Source organism: Ruegeria sp. CDSC081 (assembly GCF_059610485.1).
On record NZ_JBXWNS010000009.1, the window covers coordinates 118,933 to 138,522 of the forward strand.

A 19,590-nucleotide genomic window follows, 5' to 3' on the forward strand; every position below is an offset into this window, starting at 1 on the left:
GGTATCTGGGAGATCGTCTTCAAACCTAGGGTGTGTCGCGCCGTTAACGCAACGCCGCAACCCAACCGTCACCTCTAGATCAAGGAAGATCCATGTCAGTAGACCTGCAATCCGCCAAGTCGCTTGTTCAAGCGTACTTCACCGCCCGTGACAAAGGCGCCCCCGGGGCCGAAACCGCTGCTGCTTGCGCAGAGTACCTGTCCCCTGAGCACACCTACCGCGGTATGCGCCCGTTTTACGATGTCGAAGGGCCCGAAGCATTGGCCGACACCGTCTGGACACCGCTGAAGAATGCCATGTCCGCCATCCAGCGGCGCCCCGATATCTTTTTCGCCAGTCATGCCGATCTTGACCCGGGTGCCGGCACCTGGGTTGTTGAAATGGGCAATTTCCTGTGCGATTTTACGGACGACTGGCTGGGCATGTCCGCCACCGGAAAAACCACCTATCTGCCCTACGCGACGATGTCTCGGGTCCAGGACGGAGCCATTGTCGAAACGGTAGAGTTTCTGGATATTCTCGCAGTCTTGAGCCAGGCAGGCCGGAACCCACTGGCGAAACAACAGACCGGGGGTATGATGATGTCGCCGGGACCAATGACACACGACGGGCTTCTGCATGACCCCCAGCCCGGGGACCTGACCCAGAACACCTATGATCTGACCCACGCCATGCTGACCGATCTGGCGCTGAGCTATACGTCGCCCGGCGATCATCTGGTCCGGTTCTGGAACGCGGACATGAACTGGTTCGGCCCGGCCGGCATCGGAGCCAGCCTCTCTATTCCCGGCTACCAACGCGGACACACCCTGCCTTTCGAAGCAAAGCAAGACGTGGTGAAGATCCACGATTGGGAACTTGCACTGGCCGAAGGCAACATTGCCGCCTTCATGTGGTGGCCTTGCCTGACCCTTCGCAACACCGGCGATTACCTCGGCGCGCCTGCCAATGACGTGGCTGCCGAAATGCGCGTCGTGGACCTTTATCGCCGCGACGGCGACAAGCTCGCCGAAAACTGGATATTCATCGACATCCTGCATTTCCTTGCCGAACAGGGCGTTGATCTTTTGGCCAATACTGGAGAGACCGAATGACCCAATTCATGCCCGATCGCTCGAAGTCGCATCATCCGGCCGCCGCCTTGTCGCGGGGTCACATGCCCACGTCGTTCGACATATCTCTCAAGAACTACACCAAGGGCGGGGCGCACCGTATCCCGCCCTATCTCGGGCCGTCGCAGTCGCTTGGCGGGTTCGATCCCGAGTACCGCAACATCGTCGACTATATCGTCCGCATCACCTATCGCATCTGGGAAACCGAGGCCCGTGAAGTCGAATATATCGAAGCGTGTTACTCCGACGATAGCCTTGTCTATGACGACTATGGTCTGCAGCACGGCAACGCCAAGATCGTCGGCGACACGCACCACACGACCGGCGCAATCCCCGACATTATCCTTAACGCGGAAGAGGTGATCTGGGCTGGCGATGACACTATCGGATTTCACACTTCACACCTGACGCGCATCAAGGGCAAGAACACCGGACCGAGCAAATACGGCGACCCGGCCGGAGCTGAGGTCGACGTCATGGTCATTGCCAACTGTGTGGCACTTGGCAACGACATTTTTCTTGAGCACGTGCTTTACAACACATCCGCCATGCTCAAGCAGCTGGGCCTTGATCTTTGGGAAGAGGCGGACAGGCTGGCCGCCGATCCTTTCCCCGGCTGGCCGCGCAGCGCCGAAACTTGGGCCGATCTGCGGTCCGGTGTGCGTCCTGAGCGCCCGTTGTGCGTTGGCGAACCTGTTGAGGGGTTCGACCCCGATGCTTTTGCTAGAGCCATCCATGACAGCCTTTGGAATGGCGATGGGGCGGCACTGGATGAATGCTATGCCGCCGATGTGTCATTCGAAGGGACAACCGATCGCAAGTTTTTCGGGCGGGACGCTTATCGCGCCTACATCGCCGAATTGCGTGAAGCCTTCCCTGACATGAAACACCATGTCGACGAGGTCTACTGGATGGGCAACGATGACGACGGTTATCTGATCTCAACCCGTTGGAGCGCCGATGCCACCCATACCGGCCGTACTCTCTACCGAGACCCCACGGGGCAGAAATGCCAGATTTGGGGCATCACGCAACAGCGCGTCAAGGATGGTGTGGTTCAGCAGGAATGGCAGCTTTTCAACGAGTTGGACCTGATGATCCAGATCGCCAAGGCCCGCCGCGATGGCTGATTATCAGGACGCCAAGGCGCTTGTCCGCTCCGCCAATGCGGCTATTGATGCGGCAGGCACTGAAAGTGTTTCCGAGGCGATGACACCTCATTTCGCCGCCAATCTTGCGTGGCGCGGCATGTACCCGTTTCATGAGCAGACCGGTCCGGAACAGGTTGCTGACGTCTTCTGGCGGCCGTTGAAACAGGCCATGGGGCCATTGCAACGGCGGCCGGACATTTTCTTTGCCGGACGGAACGAACTTGACGGGTTTTCCTCGGTCTGGGTTGTCGAAATGGGGCATCTGATGGGCACATGGGATCAGTCCTGGATCGGGCTCGCACCCTCCCGCAAGCTTTCGTTTCTGCGCTATTGCGAATTTCACCGCATTGAGAAGGAAAAGATCGTCGAAACCGCCTGCTACGTCGATATCCTGAACCTTTTGGCGCAATCGGGACGTCATCCAAGCGCGGGCACAACCGGATCGGTCCTGTTGACGCCTGGACCTGCGACGCATGATGGCCTATTGTACGATGCGCATTCGGAAACCGAAGGCCGGGCGAGTGTCGGTCTGATCTCTGACATGGTAACCGATTTGCGCGCGAACAAAGTTGGCTCGCCCGAAGAGCACATGACCCGTTTCTGGACGCCCAATATGTGCTGGTTCGGCCCCGGCGGCATCGGCGCCAGCGCATTCTTCGATGGTTATCGGCGCGGCCACTCAGGGCCGTTCGAGGAGGGTCTGGAATACGTTCGCCACACCGAACATGTCGCGCGTTTGGGCGAGGGCAACTACGGCGGGTTCTTCGGCTATCCCAGCCTATCCCTACGGTCGAAGGGTGGGTTTCTTGGTCTACCGCCTGGCGAAGTCGAAGCCGACATGCGGATCGTGGATCTCTACCGCCGCGATGGCGAAAAACTGGCCGAGAACTGGATCTTCATCGACATCCCACATTTCATGGCCATGCAAGGAGTGGACATTCTGGCAGAGCTTGGGCGCGAAAGCTGATCAGGTTCTGTTTGCCACGGTGCCGCGCTCGACCAGTTCTGGCACGATGCTCACGTTACCTGCTGTGTCGTTTCCGGCTATCGCAGCTAGCATCAGCGAGACGGATTGGTCGATCATCCGGTTGATCGGCTGGCGCAATGTCGTCAGATCATACTCAGGCAATGCCGCCATTGGAATGTCGTCAAAGCCGACAATCGACACGTCTTGCGGCACCGTGAGTTTCAACTCGCTGCGAATTACGCCGAGTGCTTCGATCGCCATGTAGTCGTTGGCGATGAAGATCGCATCTGGCCGCTTTGACGCTGGTCTGTCCAAAAGTTTGAGGGCAGCAGAGCGCGTCTCAGCCAGATCAAAATGCCCGGCAGCATGATCAAACAGGCTGTGTCCCTGATCCGACAGCTCTTGCTCAAATCCCAATTGGCGGTCGCGCCCGGTCGAAGATTCCGCCCAACCGGACAGCAACGCAATCTTCTGGTGTCCAGTTTCAATGAGATAGCGCGCTGCCAAGCGTCCGCCCAGGACATTGTCTGACGACACGCAAGACACACCTTCCTCAGCCTTTATCCGGTTGAACATAACGACTGAGATACCTTGATCCTGGCAATGCTTGCAAAGCGACGAAGACAGTTCGACCGATGCGGTGATAATCCCGTCAACCTTGTATTCCAGCAATTCGGATACCGTCTCTTCGACCCCGACTGCGGTTTCCGGCATCATGAAAACCATCGCGTGATAGCCGTTCTTCTGCAATTCGATACAGAGCTTTTCCAGTGCCAGCGCATAGAATTGATTGTCCAGATAGCTGAACAGCAAGGCGATGATCTTCGAGCGCCCAGTGATCATCGACCGGGCAAGAGCATTTGGCCTATAGCCCAACTCCTTGGCCGCATCGAAGATTCTCTTCTTCGCTTCCGCCGATACGCCGGACTGAGTGGGTACACGAGAGAAGGCGCGGCTCACGGCTGATTGCGACACGCCCGCCCGTTTGGCGACGTCGACCGAAGTTACTGAATTCTTCCTGGCCATGTTCCAGATGCCCCGAATTTTTTGTTCCATTTGCCCCGTAATCAACGGAGAATCCGAGGATATTTTCTGCGTGGGCCGGAAGGCTTTACACGATCCTATCTCTACCGAATGACCCAGGTCAATTGACGGATAGGCAGTATGTTTTGAAGCCTTCAACCCGTCTCGACGTCCGCTCATTTCAGTCGTTCTAAGCGGCAGAGGTTTCGTTTCGTCTTGACGCTGCACATCCTCAAACCATTGGGTGTCCTGCAGACATGACATTCTGCGGCGACCGTATCCGCGACACACGCTGCTGCATTGCCTGTCATCGCCATGGCGGCCAAGGCCCGTCTTCAACATCCACAATGTCGGCTTATGCGTTTCGAGGCCATCGGCGCAGTTCGCCCTTGGACCTCCAAGCCGCCGAAAGCGCTCGCAGAAGATGCCCATTTGAGTGGCTGCCCTAAACGGGCGCTCAGCCCTGCTTGCACAATCGCCCAGTCAGCACGGTGCTGATGACGGGGCGTGGAGGGAGGATCGGAGGGCAAATCATGCCAAGAGTCCAACTTCCCGCAGTTACCCCCATGTGCAAAGCCTGGAACAAAGGGCGCATCATCGGACAGAAACGTCCACTGCTGCCAAAACAGGTTTGGGCGATCCGTGCTCGATTCGAGCTTGCAGGCAATCTGCGCGACCTGACTTTGTTCAACGTCGCCATCGACAGCAAGCTTCGAGGCTGTGATCTGGTCAAGCTAACCGTGCCTGATCTTATCAAAAACCATCGCGTCCGGGAACGTGTTTCGGTGATCCAGAGCAAAACCAAGCGACCCGTTCAATTTGAACTGTCGGAAAACACGCGAAAAACCGTTCTGGCCTGGGTCAGAACTCCAGAGATGCTTGCTTGCCTGTTCATGTTTCCAAGCCGGTTTCACGACCGACCACACATCTCGACGCGTCAGTACGCACGGCTTATTCGCGACTGGGTGAAGGCGATCGGGCTGGAGCCGAGTGGATACGGTTTACACTCGCTCCGCCGCACAAAGGCGGCCGAGATCTATCGTAAGACGGGCAACCTTCGCGCGGCGCAACTGCTCCTTGGCCACACCAAAGTCGACAGCACGATGCATTAACTTGGTGTCGAATTGGAAGATGCTCTGAGCATAGCCGAGCGCATCGACATATGACCTACCTTGGCGAGCGGTTCTGCCGTTCGCCATCTCATAACGCGATAAACGGCGACTTCGGCGATATGAGTTGCAAAACAGTGATAGCCATGCCGCAGATGCGAGGTACTTCTGCGTCTGCAATAGCTGCGACTGCACAAGTCCGGTTTGTCCGCATCTTTCATATTGGCGTAGCGTGCGGCGAAAGATCGGTCTTGGGTCAGGCACAATCGGGGGCCCTGAACGACCGGTCTGGCGACATCCGCTGCGACACAACGATGAACGTGCCGCGCGTGCGAACGAATGCTGCATCAGCGAAGCCCGATAAGTGAACGACCGGAAAGTCCCGCTAGGCCGACCTTGATGCCGTCTGAACCGACCCGATGACCAACTGAAACCGTTAGATGACCGGTTCGAGCCCAAAATTACTCGATGCCGCGTCGCGCACAAACGGCTGTTATCAAGACCGCAGCGCAAGGAAGGCGCTGTAAATTGCAGTCCACCATCACTCACAAAAGCACGGCAAGAAGTCGGCGCTCCGCCTATCAAAACTCATCTGTTTTGCCTTGATGTTTGGTACTCACTGACCGTGATTTGCTCGAAACTCCTGAATAATTACATCAAGAGCCCCGACTGAATTCTGAACAATCCACATGACTGCGACCTGAATTCCACTCCAACTCCCCTCTATGGATGTGTTCAGTTCGGCAAGTGTTTGCTGAGCCTTAGCTCTGGCTTTGACTGGCAGTCTCGGACCATGTTTTTCAAGATAATCGGAAACGGTGTTACTTAGTGCCGTCAGTTCCTCATGAAGGGACTGAGCTGAAACTGCAACGTCACCATTCAAGGCGGCTTCAATACTGCGCGCTGCTGACCTAACCTGATTATGCAAGGTGCGCGTATCCCTGTCAAACTGACGGTCGCTTGAATTTACGCCAACGTCGCGCTCATCGGCGCGATCCCGATCATCACCGGACCGTCTACGCCTTTCCTTGTGAGGTTGGTGATCAGATTGCCAATTTGCGCTGATTTGAAAAGGGACACTTTCATTAGGTGCCGCCCAGGCTGTTTGTATGCCGCATTGAATCGCGGAAGAGAACACAACAAAAACTATACTCTTTCGTGCGATGTTCACGGTATTTCCCAACGATGGCGAGGTCTTTTCAAGATTCCATAGCCCCAGGACGGCCACCGAGACAACCCATCATTTCGCTGCATTGCGGAATTTCTTGCGAGCGCAGCGAAATGGCGCTTTGTCCGCATAGCTGCTGTCTAAGACAAAAACACTGCATCTTAGATTAAAAATCCGCTTCCTGTGCATTGCTGCCGTCACTGAGTCCTAGTGCTGCGCTAGCAGCGAAGGTCTGCTTGGTGGCCGACTCCACCAACTCTGATCCTTGGAGGAACGTCTGTTTTATCCGAGGTAGGATGACGGTGGAATATTCGCATCGGGATGGGTGCCGTCATTTGTCGCGTTTGGCATCAACCCTGCTTCTTGAAAATACTCGTGATTGCCCTTGAGCTGGCACCAACACGATGACCATGCTTTATGACAGATCAGGCACATTAATAAGGTAGACGAAAACCATACCAGAACGTTTTGAGCGCCACCTTCAAGCTTGGACACAAGAAGAAATTCAAAAATTGCACCTACTGGTGTCAAAGGGCATGGGCTTGAAAGCCATAGCCAAAGCTCTCACACGCTCTGAGGAATCGACCAAGAGCAGAGCGAAACTTGACAAGATAAAGATCAAGAAAGCACGTTGATCTTGGTGCACTTAGTGTACTTCTGTCGTTCTTTGCAGCCGCGACCAATGGCTTCTTTGGGCTGCGAACAATCAATTGAGCTGAGCGTATAGCATGGTGGCAACAAGCCCAGTTTCACGGCTGCTATGTGGAGATAGAGTGATCACTTTAGGGCCGGTAGAACTGCATCGTTGCACCATTTCCGCAGTGTTCAAATCTAGTGAGCTCTAGTTGGCATGATGGGCTGCCGTTCTGGAAAAGACGCTTTCCGCTACCGACAACCACAGGGAAAACCAACAAGCGGAACTCGTCGATAAGACTATGGGCCAGAAGCGTTTGTATCAGCCGGGCACTGCCATGCACCTGTAAAAGAGGCCCATCCCTCGCCTTCAAAGCCGAGATTTCGCCGATAACGTCATCGTTGATCGGGTGCGAGTTTTCCCAGCGCAAACTGTCAGGCTGCGAAGTAACGACGTATTTCCTGGCGCCATTCATTCGGTCTGAAAGAGCGGACTTTGGTGCACCCGGCCAATGGCCCGCGAAGATGTCGTAGGTGTTGCGACCAAAAACCATGTCATATGGTTCGGACATGGCGTGACGCTCGACTTGTTGCATCACGCCGTCCCAATACGGCGCGGCCCAGCCACCGTGTTCAAATCCTTCCGACGGATCTTCTTCTGGCATACTCGGGGATTGCATCACGCCATCGAGCGTCACGAATGTCAGAATGGCAAGCTGTCGCATGTGTCCGACCTGTCAGCTAGCTTCTCTTGCAGAAAGGTACTCAGCGAGCTTGTCAAAGGCCTGATTCCAGCCACCGGCACCTGCCGTGTCCGCCTCAACACCGATGTGGACCATGGTCATTAAGGTTTTGCCATTCACTTCAGAGAGTTCAACAATGATCTCGGTGATGTCAGGAAAGTCACCAGGCATGCCCATGGACTGAGGTGTGATAAGGGTGCCATCCTCATCACACATACTCTCCGTATAGACGAGGCGATGCGGACGGGTGACTTCTTTGTACACTCCCGTGAACCACATTTTCATGGGTCGCTCGGCGGACGTCATTTCCATGCAAACCTTACGCGTGCCGCCAACAACCACGTCCATTTCGGCTACTGGAACCGACATGCCACGGGGTCCATACCATGCACTAAACAGCGCCGGGTCAGTCCACATGTCCCAGATGGTGCCAATCGGGGCGTCAAATTCTCGCTCGATCTTTACCCATTTCTTCTCGTCATTCATCTGGTGTTTCCTTCATTCCATTCAGAATTCTGTCCATTGCGTCGAACCGAGCTTCCCAGATGAAACGGTATTGGTCGGTCCAGCCTGCAACGGCCTCCAGCGGTTTTGTGTCCAAAGCACAAGGGCGGAACTGAGCATCCTTGCCACGTAAGACCAAGCCAGCAGCCTCCAGTACCCGGATATGTTTGGAAATCGCGGGTAAGGTCGCATCGAAGGGTTCTGCAAGCTCGTTCACAGTCGCTGTGCCTTTGGCCAATCGGGCCAGAATCGCGCGCCTCGTCGGGTGGGCCAGTGCGGAAAAAGCTGCATCAAGTTGTTCATCACCTGTCATGGTGACATATTATACCATTTTGTTAATTAATCAACTGGTATAATAGGGTTCTGCAAATACGTGTTCGCATTCGCCGCTTTTGCGCGGCTTACCTGTAAATCAGACCAAGGTAGTTGCCAGCGCCTATGCCTGCTCGCCTCCCTGCTTGCGGATCGACCAAGCCCACATTGGGCTGACAACCGTCATTGCTTGCGATGGTGCCTATGGCGGCTTCGTCCCGCATCTCGGAAACTGCAAAGTCTAGTTTTGAAAGTCTGCTTCAAGCTGGAAGCGGCCATCCGAAAACCTTCCCCGGCAATACGGCGATGGCGCGAAACAAGCAAAGAATGAGACCCGAAGATATGGAACCTCGAACTAAGAAAGTTGAAGGTTAATGCGCCCAGAGTTTTGGGCCAAAAATGCAAATCTTTGGGCGCACATACAAAAATTCAGAAGTCCAGGTTTTCGACGCTCAGAGCATTTTTCTGTATGAATTCACGGCGCGGTTCCACGACATCGCCCATCAATTTAGTAAACAGGTCATCAGCTTCGAGCATATCATTCACCCGTACCTGCAACAGCGTCCTTGCATCCGGGTCCAACGTGGTTTCCCACAGCTGATCTGGGTTCATCTCGCCCAGTCCCTTATAGCGCTGCAGGGACAGGCCCTTTTCACCCTCTTCCAGAATGGCACGCAACAGGTCCAGCGGACCGTGGATGGCCTGCGACCGGTCGCGGCGGATCAGGGTTGCGGATGTGTTATAGATCTCCTGCAGGCTTTGGGTAAAACTGCCGGTCTTGCGCGCTTCGCCCGAGCGCAGCATCGGGCCATCCAGCGTACGCACCTCTTCAACGCCGCGCAGGATACGAGCCAGGCGGATGCCGTGATCCTGCGTGATCCGACCCTGCCAGCCACGTTCGTATTCCAATGCGATCAGGTCAAGACGGGCTGCGACCTTGTCGGCCACGCCTTGCAGATCGGCATCAACTGCACCGGGGACAAAGGCACCGGCCACGGCGGCCTGTTCCAGAATGTGACGCGGATAGTGCGTCGGGAATGCATCCAGAACGCGTTTCAGCTGGCGCGCTTCGTCAACCACGCGCGCCAAGTCCTGGCCGGTCAATTCCTCGCCCGAACCCAGTTTCAGCACCGCACCCTCGACGCCCTGATTGATCAGGTAGTCATCCAGTGCCGCCTGATCTTTCAGATACACCTCGGACTTACCGCGCGCGACCTTATAAAGCGGCGGCTGCGCGATATACAGGTATCCGCCCTCGATCAGATCTGGCATCTGCCGGAAGAAGAAGGTCAACAACAGCGTCCGGATATGTGCGCCATCCACATCCGCATCCGTCATGATAACGATCTTGTGGTAGCGCAGCTTTTCGATATTGAACTCATCGCGGCCAATGCCCGTGCCCAGCGCCATTACCAGATTACCGATTTCCTGGCTCGACAGCATCCGGTCGAACCGTGCACGCTCCACGTTCAGGATTTTCCCACGCAGCGGCAACACGGCCTGTGTCAAACGATCCCGACCTGTCTGAGCCGAGCCGCCAGCCGAGTCCCCCTCGACCAGGAAAACTTCGGTCTTTGACGGGTCCTTCTCGGAACAATCCTTCAGCTTGCCAGCCAGATAGTTCACATCCATCGCCGTTTTGCGGCGGGTCAGTTCACGGGCTTTTCGTGCGGCTTCACGGGCCAGAGCAGCCTCGATGATTTTGCCCACGATGATTTTGGCTTCATTTGGGTTTTCCTCAAACCATTCAGCCAGCTTCTCGTTCACCATCCCTTCGACCGCAGGGCGGACCTCGGAACTGACCAGCTTGTCTTTGGTCTGTGAGGAAAACTTTGGATCCGGTACTTTGACCGACAACACGCAGGTCAGGCCCTCGCGCGCGTCATCGCCGGTAAAGCTGACCTTTTCCCTTTTCGCAATGCCGCTAGATTGGGCATAGTTGTTGATCGTGCGGGTCAGCGCACCCCGGAAACCCGCAATATGAGTACCGCCATCGCGCTGAGGTATGTTGTTGGTAAAGGGAAGAACCGACTCGTGATAGCTGTCATTCCACCACATCGCGATTTCGACACCGATATCGTCCCGCTCACCCTTGATATAGATCGGCTCGGGCATGGCAGACGACTTTGACCGGTCGAGGTATTTGACGAATTCCTTCACGCCGCCCTCATAAAACAGCTCGGTTTCCAGCCGTTCTGCGGGGCGTTCGTCGACCAGGATGATCCGCACACCCGAATTCAGGAAGGCAAGCTCGCGCAGGCGCTTTTCCAGCGTCTCGAACGAGTATTCGAGGTTCGAGAACGTATCAGTCGAGGCCAGAAAGCGCACCTCGGTCCCCGTACGGTCACCACATTCGCCGACCACTTTCAGATGCTCGACGGTTTCGCCCCCTTCGAACCGGGCAACATGTTCTTTGCCCTTGCGCCAGACGCGCAGTTCCAACCAGTTGGACAGCGCATTCACAACCGAAACGCCCACGCCGTGCAGACCACCAGACACTTTGTACGAGTTGCTGTCGAACTTACCTCCCGCATGCAGCTGAGTCATGATGACCTCGGCGGCGGACACGCCTTCTTCGGGATGGATATCCACCGGAATCCCGCGACCGTTGTCGCTGACTGAGACGCTGGAATCGGCGTGAATTTTCACTGTCACATGGTCGGCATGACCGGCCAGAGCTTCGTCAATTCCGTTGTCGACAACCTCATACACCATATGGTGCAGACCCGAGCCGTCATCGGTGTCGCCGATATACATGCCTGGGCGCTTTCGAACTGCCTCTAAGCCTTTGAGAACCTTGATTGAATCCGCGCCGTATTCTTGCGGTGCCTGTGCGTCTTCGGACATGCCGTTAGTACCTATATTATTTTGGAAACTTATACGTTCTCTGGTGGGGAATGTCACGCGATCCCCCAATATTTTGTGCCAGAGTTTGGATTTTCAGCCGATCAAAGCTGATCGAGGTCTGCGGCGATATCTGCGGCGATTTCCTTGGCGTTGACGTCGCTGCGTTCAGCGGACAATCGCAGGCCCAACAGGTCGGATTGATAGCGCGCCGCAAGCCGCTCTGGATCGTGGTCAGGACCGATCTCTCGGGCCTGTTGCGCCTGTCTAAACAGCGTTGCAAAACATTGCTTCATCTCAGCCATATGCCGGCTGGCTTTCTGCGCTAGCTGGTGATCCCTGGCCTGCAATTCGGCAAAGGTCTTGGCGAGCATACAGGCCTGCACCGGCGTTTGGCTGGAATCGATCACAATCTGCGGCTGCGTCTTTAACGCGGCCAGCGGCCCGATGTCTTCTGCCAGCGCTGTCAGCCGCGCTACACCGTCCTGCGTGTAACGTTCCAGCGCCAGCGCATAAAGCGCGTCTTTCGACCCAAAGGCCGCATAGAAACTGCCCGGTTTCAACTTCAGCTCGCGCTCCAGATCCTTCAACGACGTCCCGGCCCAGCCATGGCGCCAGAATATGTCGCGGGCCTGCGCGATCAGCGCGTCTCGGTCATAGGTAGGTTTGCGGGGCATCGACATCACCAATTCTTGAACGGTCACTCAAATATATACTTGAGTGATCACTCAAGAAAGACTATTTCCAACTCAGACATCAAAAAATGGAGCATCCACATGGCCGATTTCCCATCCCACGACCTGACCACCGCGCCCGAAGCATCCAAACCTTTGCTGGAAAAATCTCAGGCCGCGTTTGGCCGCCTGCCCGGCCTGCATAAGGTGATGGCCGAAAGCCCGCAGCATCTGGAAGGCTATCAGGTTCTGCACGGTCTCTTCATGCAGACCGATTTCGACAATGACGAAAAAACCGTTGTCTGGCAGACCATCAATGTGGAAAACGAGTGCCACTATTGCGTGCCCGCCCACACAGGTATCGCCAAGATGATGAAGGTATCGGATGACATCACCGAGGCGCTGCGCAACGAAACCGCGCTGCCGAATGCCAAGCTTGAGGCGCTGCGGACGTTTACGCTGCAGATGATGCAGACCCGCGGCAATCCGACCGAGGCGCAGCTGCAAGCCTTCTTTGACGCTGGCTATTCGCACCGCGCCGTATTGGACGTGGTGCTGGGCCTGGCGCAGAAAACCATGTCGAACTACGTCAACCACATGGCACAAACCCCAGTTGACGAAGTAATGCGCGGCTTCTTGTGGGAACGTAAGGTCAGCGAACCGGCCTAATCGACGACCGAGCCCTCATCGTCTTCGGTGACAACCAGGGTCTGGGCCCGGTCCCCTAATTCCGAAAACAGCTCAGGCCCTGTGCCCGTCATCCAGGCCTGAGCGCCCAGCGCGCAAATCTCATCATAGAGCGCGGCGCGGCGCCCGGCATCCAGATGGGCCGCGACCTCATCCAGCAACACAATCGGCGGTGCCCCGATCATCCCGGCCAAAGCGCGCGCGTTGGACAGGATCAGCGAGACCAGCAGCGCCTTTTGCTCACCGGTCGAGCAATCCTTGGCCGGAACGCCCTTGGCGGCAAAGACGCCGTACAGGTCAGACCGGTGTGGCCCGACCAGTGTGCGCCCCGCCGCCAGATCGCGAAAGCGGCTTTCATTCAGCGCCTCACGCAGATCATCCGCCGTTTCCGGCATCGCACCTTCGGTTTGAACCAGCTCAAGATCAGCCGATGGAAAACCCGTTTCGGCCTGATCCTGTGCTGTGCGCAGATGATCCAGAGCGGCCATGCGCGCCACATGGATGCGATGCCCGGTTTCGGCCATCTGCCCCTCGAGCGCGGCGTACCAATGGGCATCGCGCACCTGTTCTTTCAGCAGCCGGTTGCGTTCGCGCATGGATTTTTCATAAATCAGTGAGGCTTCGGCGTGGGCAGGATCAAAGCTGAGCGCGATGCGATCCAGAAACCGCCGCCGCCCCTCGGCGCCTTCAATCCACAGCCGGTCCATCGACGGGATCAGCCAGACGACCCGCGCCAGCTTGCCCAGATCGATCTGACTGGCGGATTTGCCATCTATCCGAACCTGCCGCGCTGCGCCAGCTTCGGACCAAGTCTCGATCTCATAGCTCTGGCCCTGCGCTTGCAGCAGACCGGACAGCTTCCAGCCCAGCGCCTCGGGCCGACGCGTCATCTCGGCTGCACTGGCCCGCCGCATGCCGCGGCCGGGTGAAAACATCGAAACAGCTTCAAGGATATTGGTCTTACCCGCGCCGTTAGGTCCGTGAATGGCAACCGGACGGCCATCCAGCGACAAACGCGCCAGTTTGTGAGAGCGAAAATGCGAGACCGTCAGTTCGGTCAGGGCCAAGGTCATGACCCCTCTCTTTCCTCAGCGATCAGCCCCCAAAGCCGATCAGACACGCATCGGCATGACCACATAGACCGCGCTCAGGTCATTGCCTTCGCGCATCAGGGTCGGATCACCAGCGGAGTTGAACAGGAACACCGCGTTTTCGCGATCTACCTGAGAAGCAATTTCCAGCAGGTATTTTGCGTTGAAACCGATCTCGAGCCGTTCATCTGAATATGCGACGGCCAGCTCTTCTTCGGCGGCACCGCTGTCCGGGGCATTGACCGAAAGAACCAACTTATCCGTGTCCAGCTGTAGCTTGACCGCGCGCGAACGTTCCGACGAGACCGTCGCAACCCGGTCGACGGCCTGCGCAAACTCAGCCGCATCCACTTCCAGTTGCCGCGTATTGCCCTGCGGGATGACCCGTGTGTAGTCGGGGAATGTGCCGTCGATCACCTTCGAGGTCAGCGTGATATCCGGCGTTGCGAAACGCACCTTGGTTTCGCTGACGGAAACGGCGATATCCATCTCGTCATCGTCCAACAGCTTGCGCATCTCACCCACGGTTTTGCGCGGCACGATCACGCCGGGCATGTCCGCAGCCCCATCCGGAAGGTCTGCGTCAATGCGCGCCAGACGGTGACCATCGGTGGCCACACAGCGCAGCACCTTGCCGCCTTCGGAGCCATCTGAAACATGCATATAGACGCCATTCAGATAGTACCGCGTCTCTTCGGTTGAGATGGCGAATTTTGATTTGTCGAACAAACGGCGCAGCAATGCTGCCGAAGCCGTAAAGTTCGACTGGTATTCCGATGAGGCCATAACCGGGAAATCTTCTTTCGGCAGAGTCGCCAGAGAGAAGTTCGATCGCCCGGCTTCAACCGTCAGACGACCTGCCGCACTGTCGGCGGTCAGGGTGACCAGCGCGCCATCGGGCAGCTTGCGCACGATCTCGTGCAGGGTTGTGGCGGCAACCGTGGTGGCGCCGGCCTTTTCCACCTGCGCAGGGGCCTTGTCGACCACTTCGATATCCAGATCGGTGGCGCGGAACATGGCCTGATCGCCTTCGGCCTCGATCAGAACATTAGCAAGTATAGGGATCGTGTTGCGTCGTTCGACGACGGATTGGGCCTGGGAAACGGCCTTGAGAAGGGTGCCGCGTTCGATGCTGATCTTCATACCCTTAATTCCTCTGACTTGCGTGCCGAAAATGGGCGGGACTGGCACGTTAGCGCCTCCGCCCTGAGGCACAAGGATTTTTTATGGATTTCTGAGTCGGTTTGCCCGCAGGGTCAAGAGGCGCGTGACCCTGCGGTCACAGTTCATAGCCAACCGTGGACTATTGCGCACAAAAAAACGCCCCGGCTATCAGGATCCGGGGCGCCTGTTTAATGCCTAGAAGATACTCAGGCTTCCAGCGCGCGACGCAGCATTTCCACGTCTTCGGCGATTTGGCCATCGGTTGTCTTCAGTTCTTCGATGCGTTTGACGCCATGCATGACCGTGGTGTGATCGCGTCCGCCAAACCGACGGCCAATCTCGGGCAAAGAGCGGCTGGTCAGCTGTTTGCACAGATACATCGCCACCTGACGCGGGCGCGCATAGGAGCGCAAACGCTTGGGGCCTATAATGTCGCTAAGGCGGATATTGTAATATTCTGACACTTTGCGCTGAATCTCTTCGACGGTAATCTTGCGTTCTGACGCGCGCAGCACGTCCGCCAGGCAATCCTGCGTCAGCTCCATGTCGATCTCGCGCCCGACAAGCGAGGCAAAGGCAAACAGCCGGGTCAAGGCCCCTTCCAAAACACGCACATTGGTCGAGATGCGATGGGCCAGGAATTCCAGCACCCCATCTACGATAGTCACGTCAGGATAGGTGCGGCTGTATTGCTGAACCTTGGTTTGCAGGATGCCCAGACGCAGTTCGTAATCAGTGGGATGCAGATCAACGACCAGACCGCATTGCAGGCGTGATTTCACACGGTCCTCCAGGTCCTTGATCTCGCCCGGAGCGCGGTCGGCCGAGATGATGATCTGTTTGTTCTGGTCTACCAGCGCGTTGAAGGTGTGAAAGAACTCTTCCTGAGTCGAATCCTTTCCAGCGATAAACTGGACGTCATCAACCATCAGCACATCGACCGAACGGAACAGGTGTTTGAAGTCCATCATCCGGCGTTCCCGCAGCGCCTGCACAAAGCGGTACATGAACTGTTCCGCCGACAGGTACAGAACATTCAATTCGGGATGTTTGGTCTTTAATTCCCAGGCGATGGCATGCATCAGGTGGGTTTTACCCAGGCCGACACCGCCATACAGAACCAGCGGGTTAAAAGTCACGGGGCCACCTTCGGACACACGACGCGCGGCGGCATGGGCCAGCTCGTTGGGCTTGCCGACCACAAAGCTGTCAAACGTGAAACGAGAATCCAACGGCGCCGCCTGCAGGGATTCCAACGCATCATTCGCGGTCGCGGATAGAGTCGGCGTATGCGCTTCCTGAACGCGGGCAGGCGCAGTTGCCACGTCGCTCGAAGGACGTACCGGAGAGTTCGCTGCCACTCGGAACGCGAGGCGCTGTACAGATTCTCCAGCGGTGTTCATCTCATACAGGATAAGATCCGCAAAATTCTGGCTCACATAATTGCCCATAAAGTTCGTCGGAACCGAGAACACCGCTACACCGTCCTGCAGCTCTTGGAATTCAAGAGGCTCGATCCAGGTGGTATAGTTGTTCTTTCCGATCGCCTTGAGCAGTTTGTTACGCAGTAGTCCCCATTTCTCTTGTGTCATTAAGCGCCTCACGCATCCCATTCTTTATTGGCCTGTCGGCCTTATTACTAAGCCCCGGTCGCCCGGATCACGATGTCACTCGCAAAAGGATACCCTGCGCCAAACCGCAGAAGTTTGGCGGGTTTGTCCCTGAAAGTCAGCACAATCCAAACTCGTGACATCCAGCACCTGAATATCCCGAAAAGCGGCCTGCGCTTCGCAATCTTATCTTTAGACAGGGCTCGGATCCTCGGTTACCCCAAGACCCTCAGCAGATCAGCAAACCGGTTTATCCGGATGCCAACATTCGTTCCTCGACCGCTCTGATGCCCGTCAGTACAATCGCAGGAACAGCCTGTCCCCCCAAGCGAGTGAATCGCTGTATCAGTGGTAACAAGAGGCCGACGTCTGCGGCAACGAAACTCTGATATTGACTCGGGTCTTTGTGCGAAAGAATCTCTCGGCAACGTGAAGACGCGGTATTCTGGCAACAGCAAAAGGGCGCCGCGATATGCGACGCCCTTCGGAATAGTTCAGCCATGCTTACGTGACCCTAGGTCACATAAAGACTCAGCCCAGCGATTTAACGCGGGCCGACAGGCGGGACATTTTGCGGGAGGCTGTGTTCTTGTGGAAGACGCCCTTTGTGACGCCGCGCATCAGTTCGGGCTGAGCTGCGCGCAGAGCAGCAGTTGCTGCGTCCTTGTCACCGGATGCGATTGCTTCTTCTACTTTGCGCAGATAGGTGCGGATACGCGAACGACGCGCTTTGTTAACGGCGAAACGCTTTTCGTTCTGACGAGCGCGTTTTTTTGCCTGGGGCGAATTTGCCATGTGTCTCTGACCTTTGTTCGGTACGGTTATGTAGTAAGCGCGCCACGGATATCCGCACCGGATCAGAATCACGAGTGTGAGTCGGGCCAAGCGGGCCGCACGCGCATGTATAGCGGCGGTGCATAGCCAAGTTTTCAGGCTTTGCCAAGCCGATTCTTCACTGCTGAACCGCGGGCAAGAAAAAGGCGGGCTCAGCCCGCCTGTTCGATACATATTTCGTGGCCGGTTTATTTGTCCCGGAATTGAGCCGAGCGTTTTTCCAGAAAGGCTGCCATGCCTTCTTTCTGGTCCTCGGTGGCGAACATCGAATGGAACACCCGGCGCTCGAACAACATACCTTCGCTCAACGGCACTTCATAGCTGCGGTTGACCGCCTCTTTTGCCGCCATGGTCGACAGTTGCGATTTCTCGGCAATTTTCTGGGCCACGCCAATGGCTTCTTCGATCAACTTCTTGGCCGGTACAATCCGGCTGACAAGACCAGAACGTTCAGCCTCTTCCGCGTCCATGAAGCGACCGGTCAGATTCATGTCCATCGATTTTGACTTGCCGACGAACCGGGTCAGACGTTGGCTGCCGCCCAGCCCTGCAATAACGCCCAGATTGATTTCAGGCTGGCCAAACTTGGCAGTATCGGCGGCAATGATGAAATCGCACAGCATCGCCAATTCACAGCCACCGCCTAGCGCATAACCCGCAACTGCTGCAATGATAGGTTTGCGGATGGCCGAGATTCGATCGTTGGCCTCGGCAAACAGGTTGACAGTGAAGACGTCAACAAAGCTCATCTCGGACATTTCCTTGATGTCCGCACCTGCGGCAAAGGCCTTGTCCGAGCCGGTGATGACGACGCAGCGTACCTTGTCGTTTCCATCCGCCTCTTCCAACGCGGTGCACAATTCACCCAGCAACTGAGTGTTCAGCGCATTCATCGCATCGGGGCGGTTGAGTTTGATGAGGGCGACGTGGTCTTCGATTTCGACGATGATCGTCTCAAAAGCCATGAGTTAAAGCTTCCGGTTGTTCCGTTCAGGTACGATTCCTTACCACGCGAAAAACTTGGATCAAGCTATCTTTGGCATTGCACACAATAGAAGGATGAGCGACCGGACTGGGTGATTCTCTTGATTTCTGCCCCGCAACCCCCTGTCCGGCAGGGCGCACCCTCGCGCCCGTAGACATCAAAGCTGTGCTGAAAATATCCAAGTTCTCCATCGGCTTGCCGGAAATCCCGCAGCGACGATCCACCTGCCTCGATCGCCTCCTGCAGCACTTGACGGATGATCGGAACCAACCCGGCAACGCGGGTTGAAGAAATCTGTCCCGCTTTGCGACGTGGCGACACTCGACCCCGATACAGCGCTTCGCAGACGTAGATATTGCCCAGCCCTGCAACGATTCCCTGATCCAACAGCGCTGATTTGACCGGTGTGTTCTTGCCTTTGAACGCTTCGATCAGATGCTGTTCATGAAAATCATTGCCCAAAGGCTCTGGTCCCAGGACCGATAACAACTTATGATGCTCGGCGGTTGCCGTAGGTAGCAGGTCCACCGCACCAAACCGACGTGGATCATTGAAGGTGATCCGGGCACCATTGGCCATGTGAAACACCACATGGTCATGTTTCTCGGGCATGGGATGGGTATGCGCAAATTGGCCCAGCGGATCACCCGAGACCGTCATCCGCCCGGACATGCCCAGATGAATCAGTAACGTTTCGCCACTGCTAAGATCAGCTAGAATGTACTTGGACCGCCGCCGCAACCGATCGACCCGCTGGCCGGTCAGCCGTTCGGCCATCCGGTCAGGAAACGGCCAGCGCAAATCGGGGCGATTTACATCCGCCTGTTCGATCACGATACCTTCCATCGCCGGGGACAGGCCGCGTCTTACTGTCTCGACCTCGGGCAATTCGGGCATTTCCTGGCTCCTATTCCAAAGGGCCGCATTGTGCCCGGTTCTTATCGCCCTATAACAGAGGCGAAATTCGACAAACGGCAAG

18 protein-coding genes are annotated in these 19,590 nt (G+C 56.4%); 5 read left to right on the plus strand and 13 right to left on the minus strand.

All coding sequences use genetic code 11. The features are described from left to right. The first annotated feature begins 92 nt into the window (after nt 1-92). Genes AC2FH9_RS16530 through AC2FH9_RS16540 form a run of 3 tightly spaced genes read left to right on the plus strand, consistent with a single transcriptional unit; the run spans nt 93 to nt 3,230 of the window. Nucleotides 93-1,094 carry a nuclear transport factor 2 family protein gene (locus AC2FH9_RS16530; protein WP_281973843.1) on the plus strand — a complete coding sequence of 334 codons (1,002 nt, stop codon included), beginning with the start codon at nt 93-95 and terminating at the stop codon, nt 1,092-1,094. Continuing rightward, nucleotides 1,091-2,242, plus strand: a complete 1,152-nt coding sequence (locus AC2FH9_RS16535) for a nuclear transport factor 2 family protein (RefSeq protein WP_496872260.1) — start codon at nt 1,091-1,093, stop codon at nt 2,240-2,242. The genes AC2FH9_RS16530 and AC2FH9_RS16535 overlap by 4 nt, the downstream gene beginning before the upstream one ends. Continuing rightward, entirely contained in the window at nt 2,235-3,230 is a 996-nt protein-coding gene (locus AC2FH9_RS16540) for a nuclear transport factor 2 family protein (RefSeq protein WP_496750477.1), read from the plus strand. The genes AC2FH9_RS16535 and AC2FH9_RS16540 overlap by 8 nt, the downstream gene beginning before the upstream one ends. On the opposite strand, the gene AC2FH9_RS16545 is transcribed toward AC2FH9_RS16540, so the two are convergent. Beyond that, nucleotides 3,231-4,286, minus strand: coding sequence for a LacI family DNA-binding transcriptional regulator (locus AC2FH9_RS16545; RefSeq protein ID WP_496872261.1), 1,056 nt, complete (start codon nt 4,284-4,286; stop codon nt 3,231-3,233). It lies immediately after the preceding gene. Nucleotides 4,287-4,786: 500 nt separating this feature from the next. Here AC2FH9_RS16545 and AC2FH9_RS16550 point away from each other — a divergent pair, with 500 nt between their 5' ends. Continuing rightward, nucleotides 4,787-5,365, plus strand: a complete 579-nt coding sequence (locus tag AC2FH9_RS16550) for a tyrosine-type recombinase/integrase (RefSeq protein ID WP_281973847.1) — start codon at nt 4,787-4,789, stop codon at nt 5,363-5,365. A gap of 613 nt (nt 5,366-5,978) precedes the next feature. On the opposite strand, the gene AC2FH9_RS16555 is transcribed toward AC2FH9_RS16550, so the two are convergent. The 6 genes from AC2FH9_RS16555 to AC2FH9_RS16580 form a co-directional block, all read right to left on the minus strand. Further along, the gene (locus tag AC2FH9_RS16555; protein WP_496872262.1) at nt 5,979-6,533 is read right to left on the minus strand and encodes a hypothetical protein; all 555 of its coding nucleotides are present in this window, start codon (nt 6,531-6,533) and stop codon (nt 5,979-5,981) included. 779 nt (nt 6,534-7,312) lie between these two features. Then, nucleotides 7,313-7,888 carry a dihydrofolate reductase family protein gene (locus tag AC2FH9_RS16560; protein WP_496872263.1) on the minus strand — a complete coding sequence of 192 codons (576 nt, stop codon included), beginning with the start codon at nt 7,886-7,888 and terminating at the stop codon, nt 7,313-7,315. A 12-nt stretch (nt 7,889-7,900) separates the two neighbouring features. Then, nucleotides 7,901-8,392 carry an SRPBCC family protein gene (locus AC2FH9_RS16565; RefSeq protein ID WP_496872265.1) on the minus strand — a complete coding sequence of 164 codons (492 nt, stop codon included), beginning with the start codon at nt 8,390-8,392 and terminating at the stop codon, nt 7,901-7,903. After that, nucleotides 8,385-8,723 carry an ArsR/SmtB family transcription factor gene (locus AC2FH9_RS16570; RefSeq protein WP_496750471.1) on the minus strand — a complete coding sequence of 113 codons (339 nt, stop codon included), beginning with the start codon at nt 8,721-8,723 and terminating at the stop codon, nt 8,385-8,387. The genes AC2FH9_RS16565 and AC2FH9_RS16570 overlap by 8 nt, the downstream gene beginning before the upstream one ends. A 428-nt stretch (nt 8,724-9,151) precedes the next feature. Further along, nucleotides 9,152-11,569 (minus strand): DNA topoisomerase (ATP-hydrolyzing) subunit B, encoded by a 2,418-nt coding sequence (gene gyrB, locus AC2FH9_RS16575; RefSeq protein WP_496872268.1) that lies wholly within the window; start codon nt 11,567-11,569, stop codon nt 9,152-9,154. Between the two features lie 101 nt (nt 11,570-11,670). Continuing rightward, entirely contained in the window at nt 11,671-12,243 is a 573-nt protein-coding gene (locus tag AC2FH9_RS16580; protein WP_496697438.1) for a TetR/AcrR family transcriptional regulator, read from the minus strand. Between the two features lie 99 nt (nt 12,244-12,342). Here AC2FH9_RS16580 and AC2FH9_RS16585 point away from each other — a divergent pair, with 99 nt between their 5' ends. Continuing rightward, nucleotides 12,343-12,909 (plus strand): carboxymuconolactone decarboxylase family protein, encoded by a 567-nt coding sequence (locus tag AC2FH9_RS16585; RefSeq protein WP_496678606.1) that lies wholly within the window; start codon nt 12,343-12,345, stop codon nt 12,907-12,909. Here the strand turns inward: AC2FH9_RS16585 and recF are convergent. From recF to mutM, 6 genes are all read right to left on the minus strand, one after another. Further along, the gene (recF, locus tag AC2FH9_RS16590; RefSeq protein ID WP_282022490.1) at nt 12,906-14,000 is read right to left on the minus strand and encodes a DNA replication/repair protein RecF; all 1,095 of its coding nucleotides are present in this window, start codon (nt 13,998-14,000) and stop codon (nt 12,906-12,908) included. The genes AC2FH9_RS16585 and recF overlap by 4 nt on opposite strands. Before the next feature lie 39 nt (nt 14,001-14,039). Then, on the minus strand, nt 14,040-15,161 hold the full coding sequence (gene dnaN / locus AC2FH9_RS16595) for a DNA polymerase III subunit beta (protein WP_271950744.1): 1,122 nt from the start codon (nt 15,159-15,161) through the stop codon (nt 14,040-14,042). A 227-nt stretch (nt 15,162-15,388) separates the two neighbouring features. Then, complete coding sequence (gene dnaA / locus AC2FH9_RS16600; RefSeq protein ID WP_496750468.1) at nt 15,389-16,774, minus strand: chromosomal replication initiator protein DnaA; 1,386 nt, start codon at nt 16,772-16,774, stop codon at nt 15,389-15,391. Between the two features lie 549 nt (nt 16,775-17,323). Continuing rightward, the gene (gene rpsT, locus AC2FH9_RS16605) at nt 17,324-17,587 is read right to left on the minus strand and encodes a 30S ribosomal protein S20 (RefSeq protein ID WP_281973595.1); all 264 of its coding nucleotides are present in this window, start codon (nt 17,585-17,587) and stop codon (nt 17,324-17,326) included. A gap of 227 nt (nt 17,588-17,814) precedes the next feature. Then, nucleotides 17,815-18,591 (minus strand): acryloyl-CoA hydratase, encoded by a 777-nt coding sequence (gene acuK / locus AC2FH9_RS16610; RefSeq protein ID WP_142638228.1) that lies wholly within the window; start codon nt 18,589-18,591, stop codon nt 17,815-17,817. A gap of 65 nt (nt 18,592-18,656) precedes the next feature. Further along, a complete protein-coding gene (gene mutM / locus AC2FH9_RS16615) occupies nt 18,657-19,508 on the minus strand; it encodes a bifunctional DNA-formamidopyrimidine glycosylase/DNA-(apurinic or apyrimidinic site) lyase (protein ID WP_496872271.1) in 852 nt (283 codons plus the stop codon). Nucleotides 19,509-19,590: the final 82 nt, after the last annotated feature.

Coding starts and splice junctions, on each gene's coding strand:
- acuK (WP_142638228.1), bottom strand. CDS start 18,591: ATGGCTTTTGAGACGATCATCGTCGAAATCGAAGACCACGTCGCCCTC.
- AC2FH9_RS16540 (WP_496750477.1), top strand. CDS start 2,235: ATGGCTGATTATCAGGACGCCAAGGCGCTTGTCCGCTCCGCCAATGCG.
- mutM (WP_496872271.1), bottom strand. CDS start 19,508: ATGCCCGAATTGCCCGAGGTCGAGACAGTAAGACGCGGCCTGTCCCCG.
- AC2FH9_RS16550 (WP_281973847.1), top strand. CDS start 4,787: ATGCCAAGAGTCCAACTTCCCGCAGTTACCCCCATGTGCAAAGCCTGG.
- AC2FH9_RS16535 (WP_496872260.1), top strand. CDS start 1,091: ATGACCCAATTCATGCCCGATCGCTCGAAGTCGCATCATCCGGCCGCC.
- AC2FH9_RS16530 (WP_281973843.1), top strand. CDS start 93: ATGTCAGTAGACCTGCAATCCGCCAAGTCGCTTGTTCAAGCGTACTTC.
- AC2FH9_RS16560 (WP_496872263.1), bottom strand. CDS start 7,888: ATGCGACAGCTTGCCATTCTGACATTCGTGACGCTCGATGGCGTGATG.
- AC2FH9_RS16585 (WP_496678606.1), top strand. CDS start 12,343: ATGGCCGATTTCCCATCCCACGACCTGACCACCGCGCCCGAAGCATCC.
- rpsT (WP_281973595.1), bottom strand. CDS start 17,587: ATGGCAAATTCGCCCCAGGCAAAAAAACGCGCTCGTCAGAACGAAAAG.
- recF (WP_282022490.1), bottom strand. CDS start 14,000: ATGACCTTGGCCCTGACCGAACTGACGGTCTCGCATTTTCGCTCTCAC.
- AC2FH9_RS16565 (WP_496872265.1), bottom strand. CDS start 8,392: ATGAATGACGAGAAGAAATGGGTAAAGATCGAGCGAGAATTTGACGCC.
- AC2FH9_RS16580 (WP_496697438.1), bottom strand. CDS start 12,243: ATGCCCCGCAAACCTACCTATGACCGAGACGCGCTGATCGCGCAGGCC.
- AC2FH9_RS16570 (WP_496750471.1), bottom strand. CDS start 8,723: ATGACAGGTGATGAACAACTTGATGCAGCTTTTTCCGCACTGGCCCAC.
- dnaN (WP_271950744.1), bottom strand. CDS start 15,161: ATGAAGATCAGCATCGAACGCGGCACCCTTCTCAAGGCCGTTTCCCAG.
- AC2FH9_RS16545 (WP_496872261.1), bottom strand. CDS start 4,286: ATGGAACAAAAAATTCGGGGCATCTGGAACATGGCCAGGAAGAATTCA.
- gyrB (WP_496872268.1), bottom strand. CDS start 11,569: ATGTCCGAAGACGCACAGGCACCGCAAGAATACGGCGCGGATTCAATC.
- dnaA (WP_496750468.1), bottom strand. CDS start 16,774: ATGACACAAGAGAAATGGGGACTACTGCGTAACAAACTGCTCAAGGCG.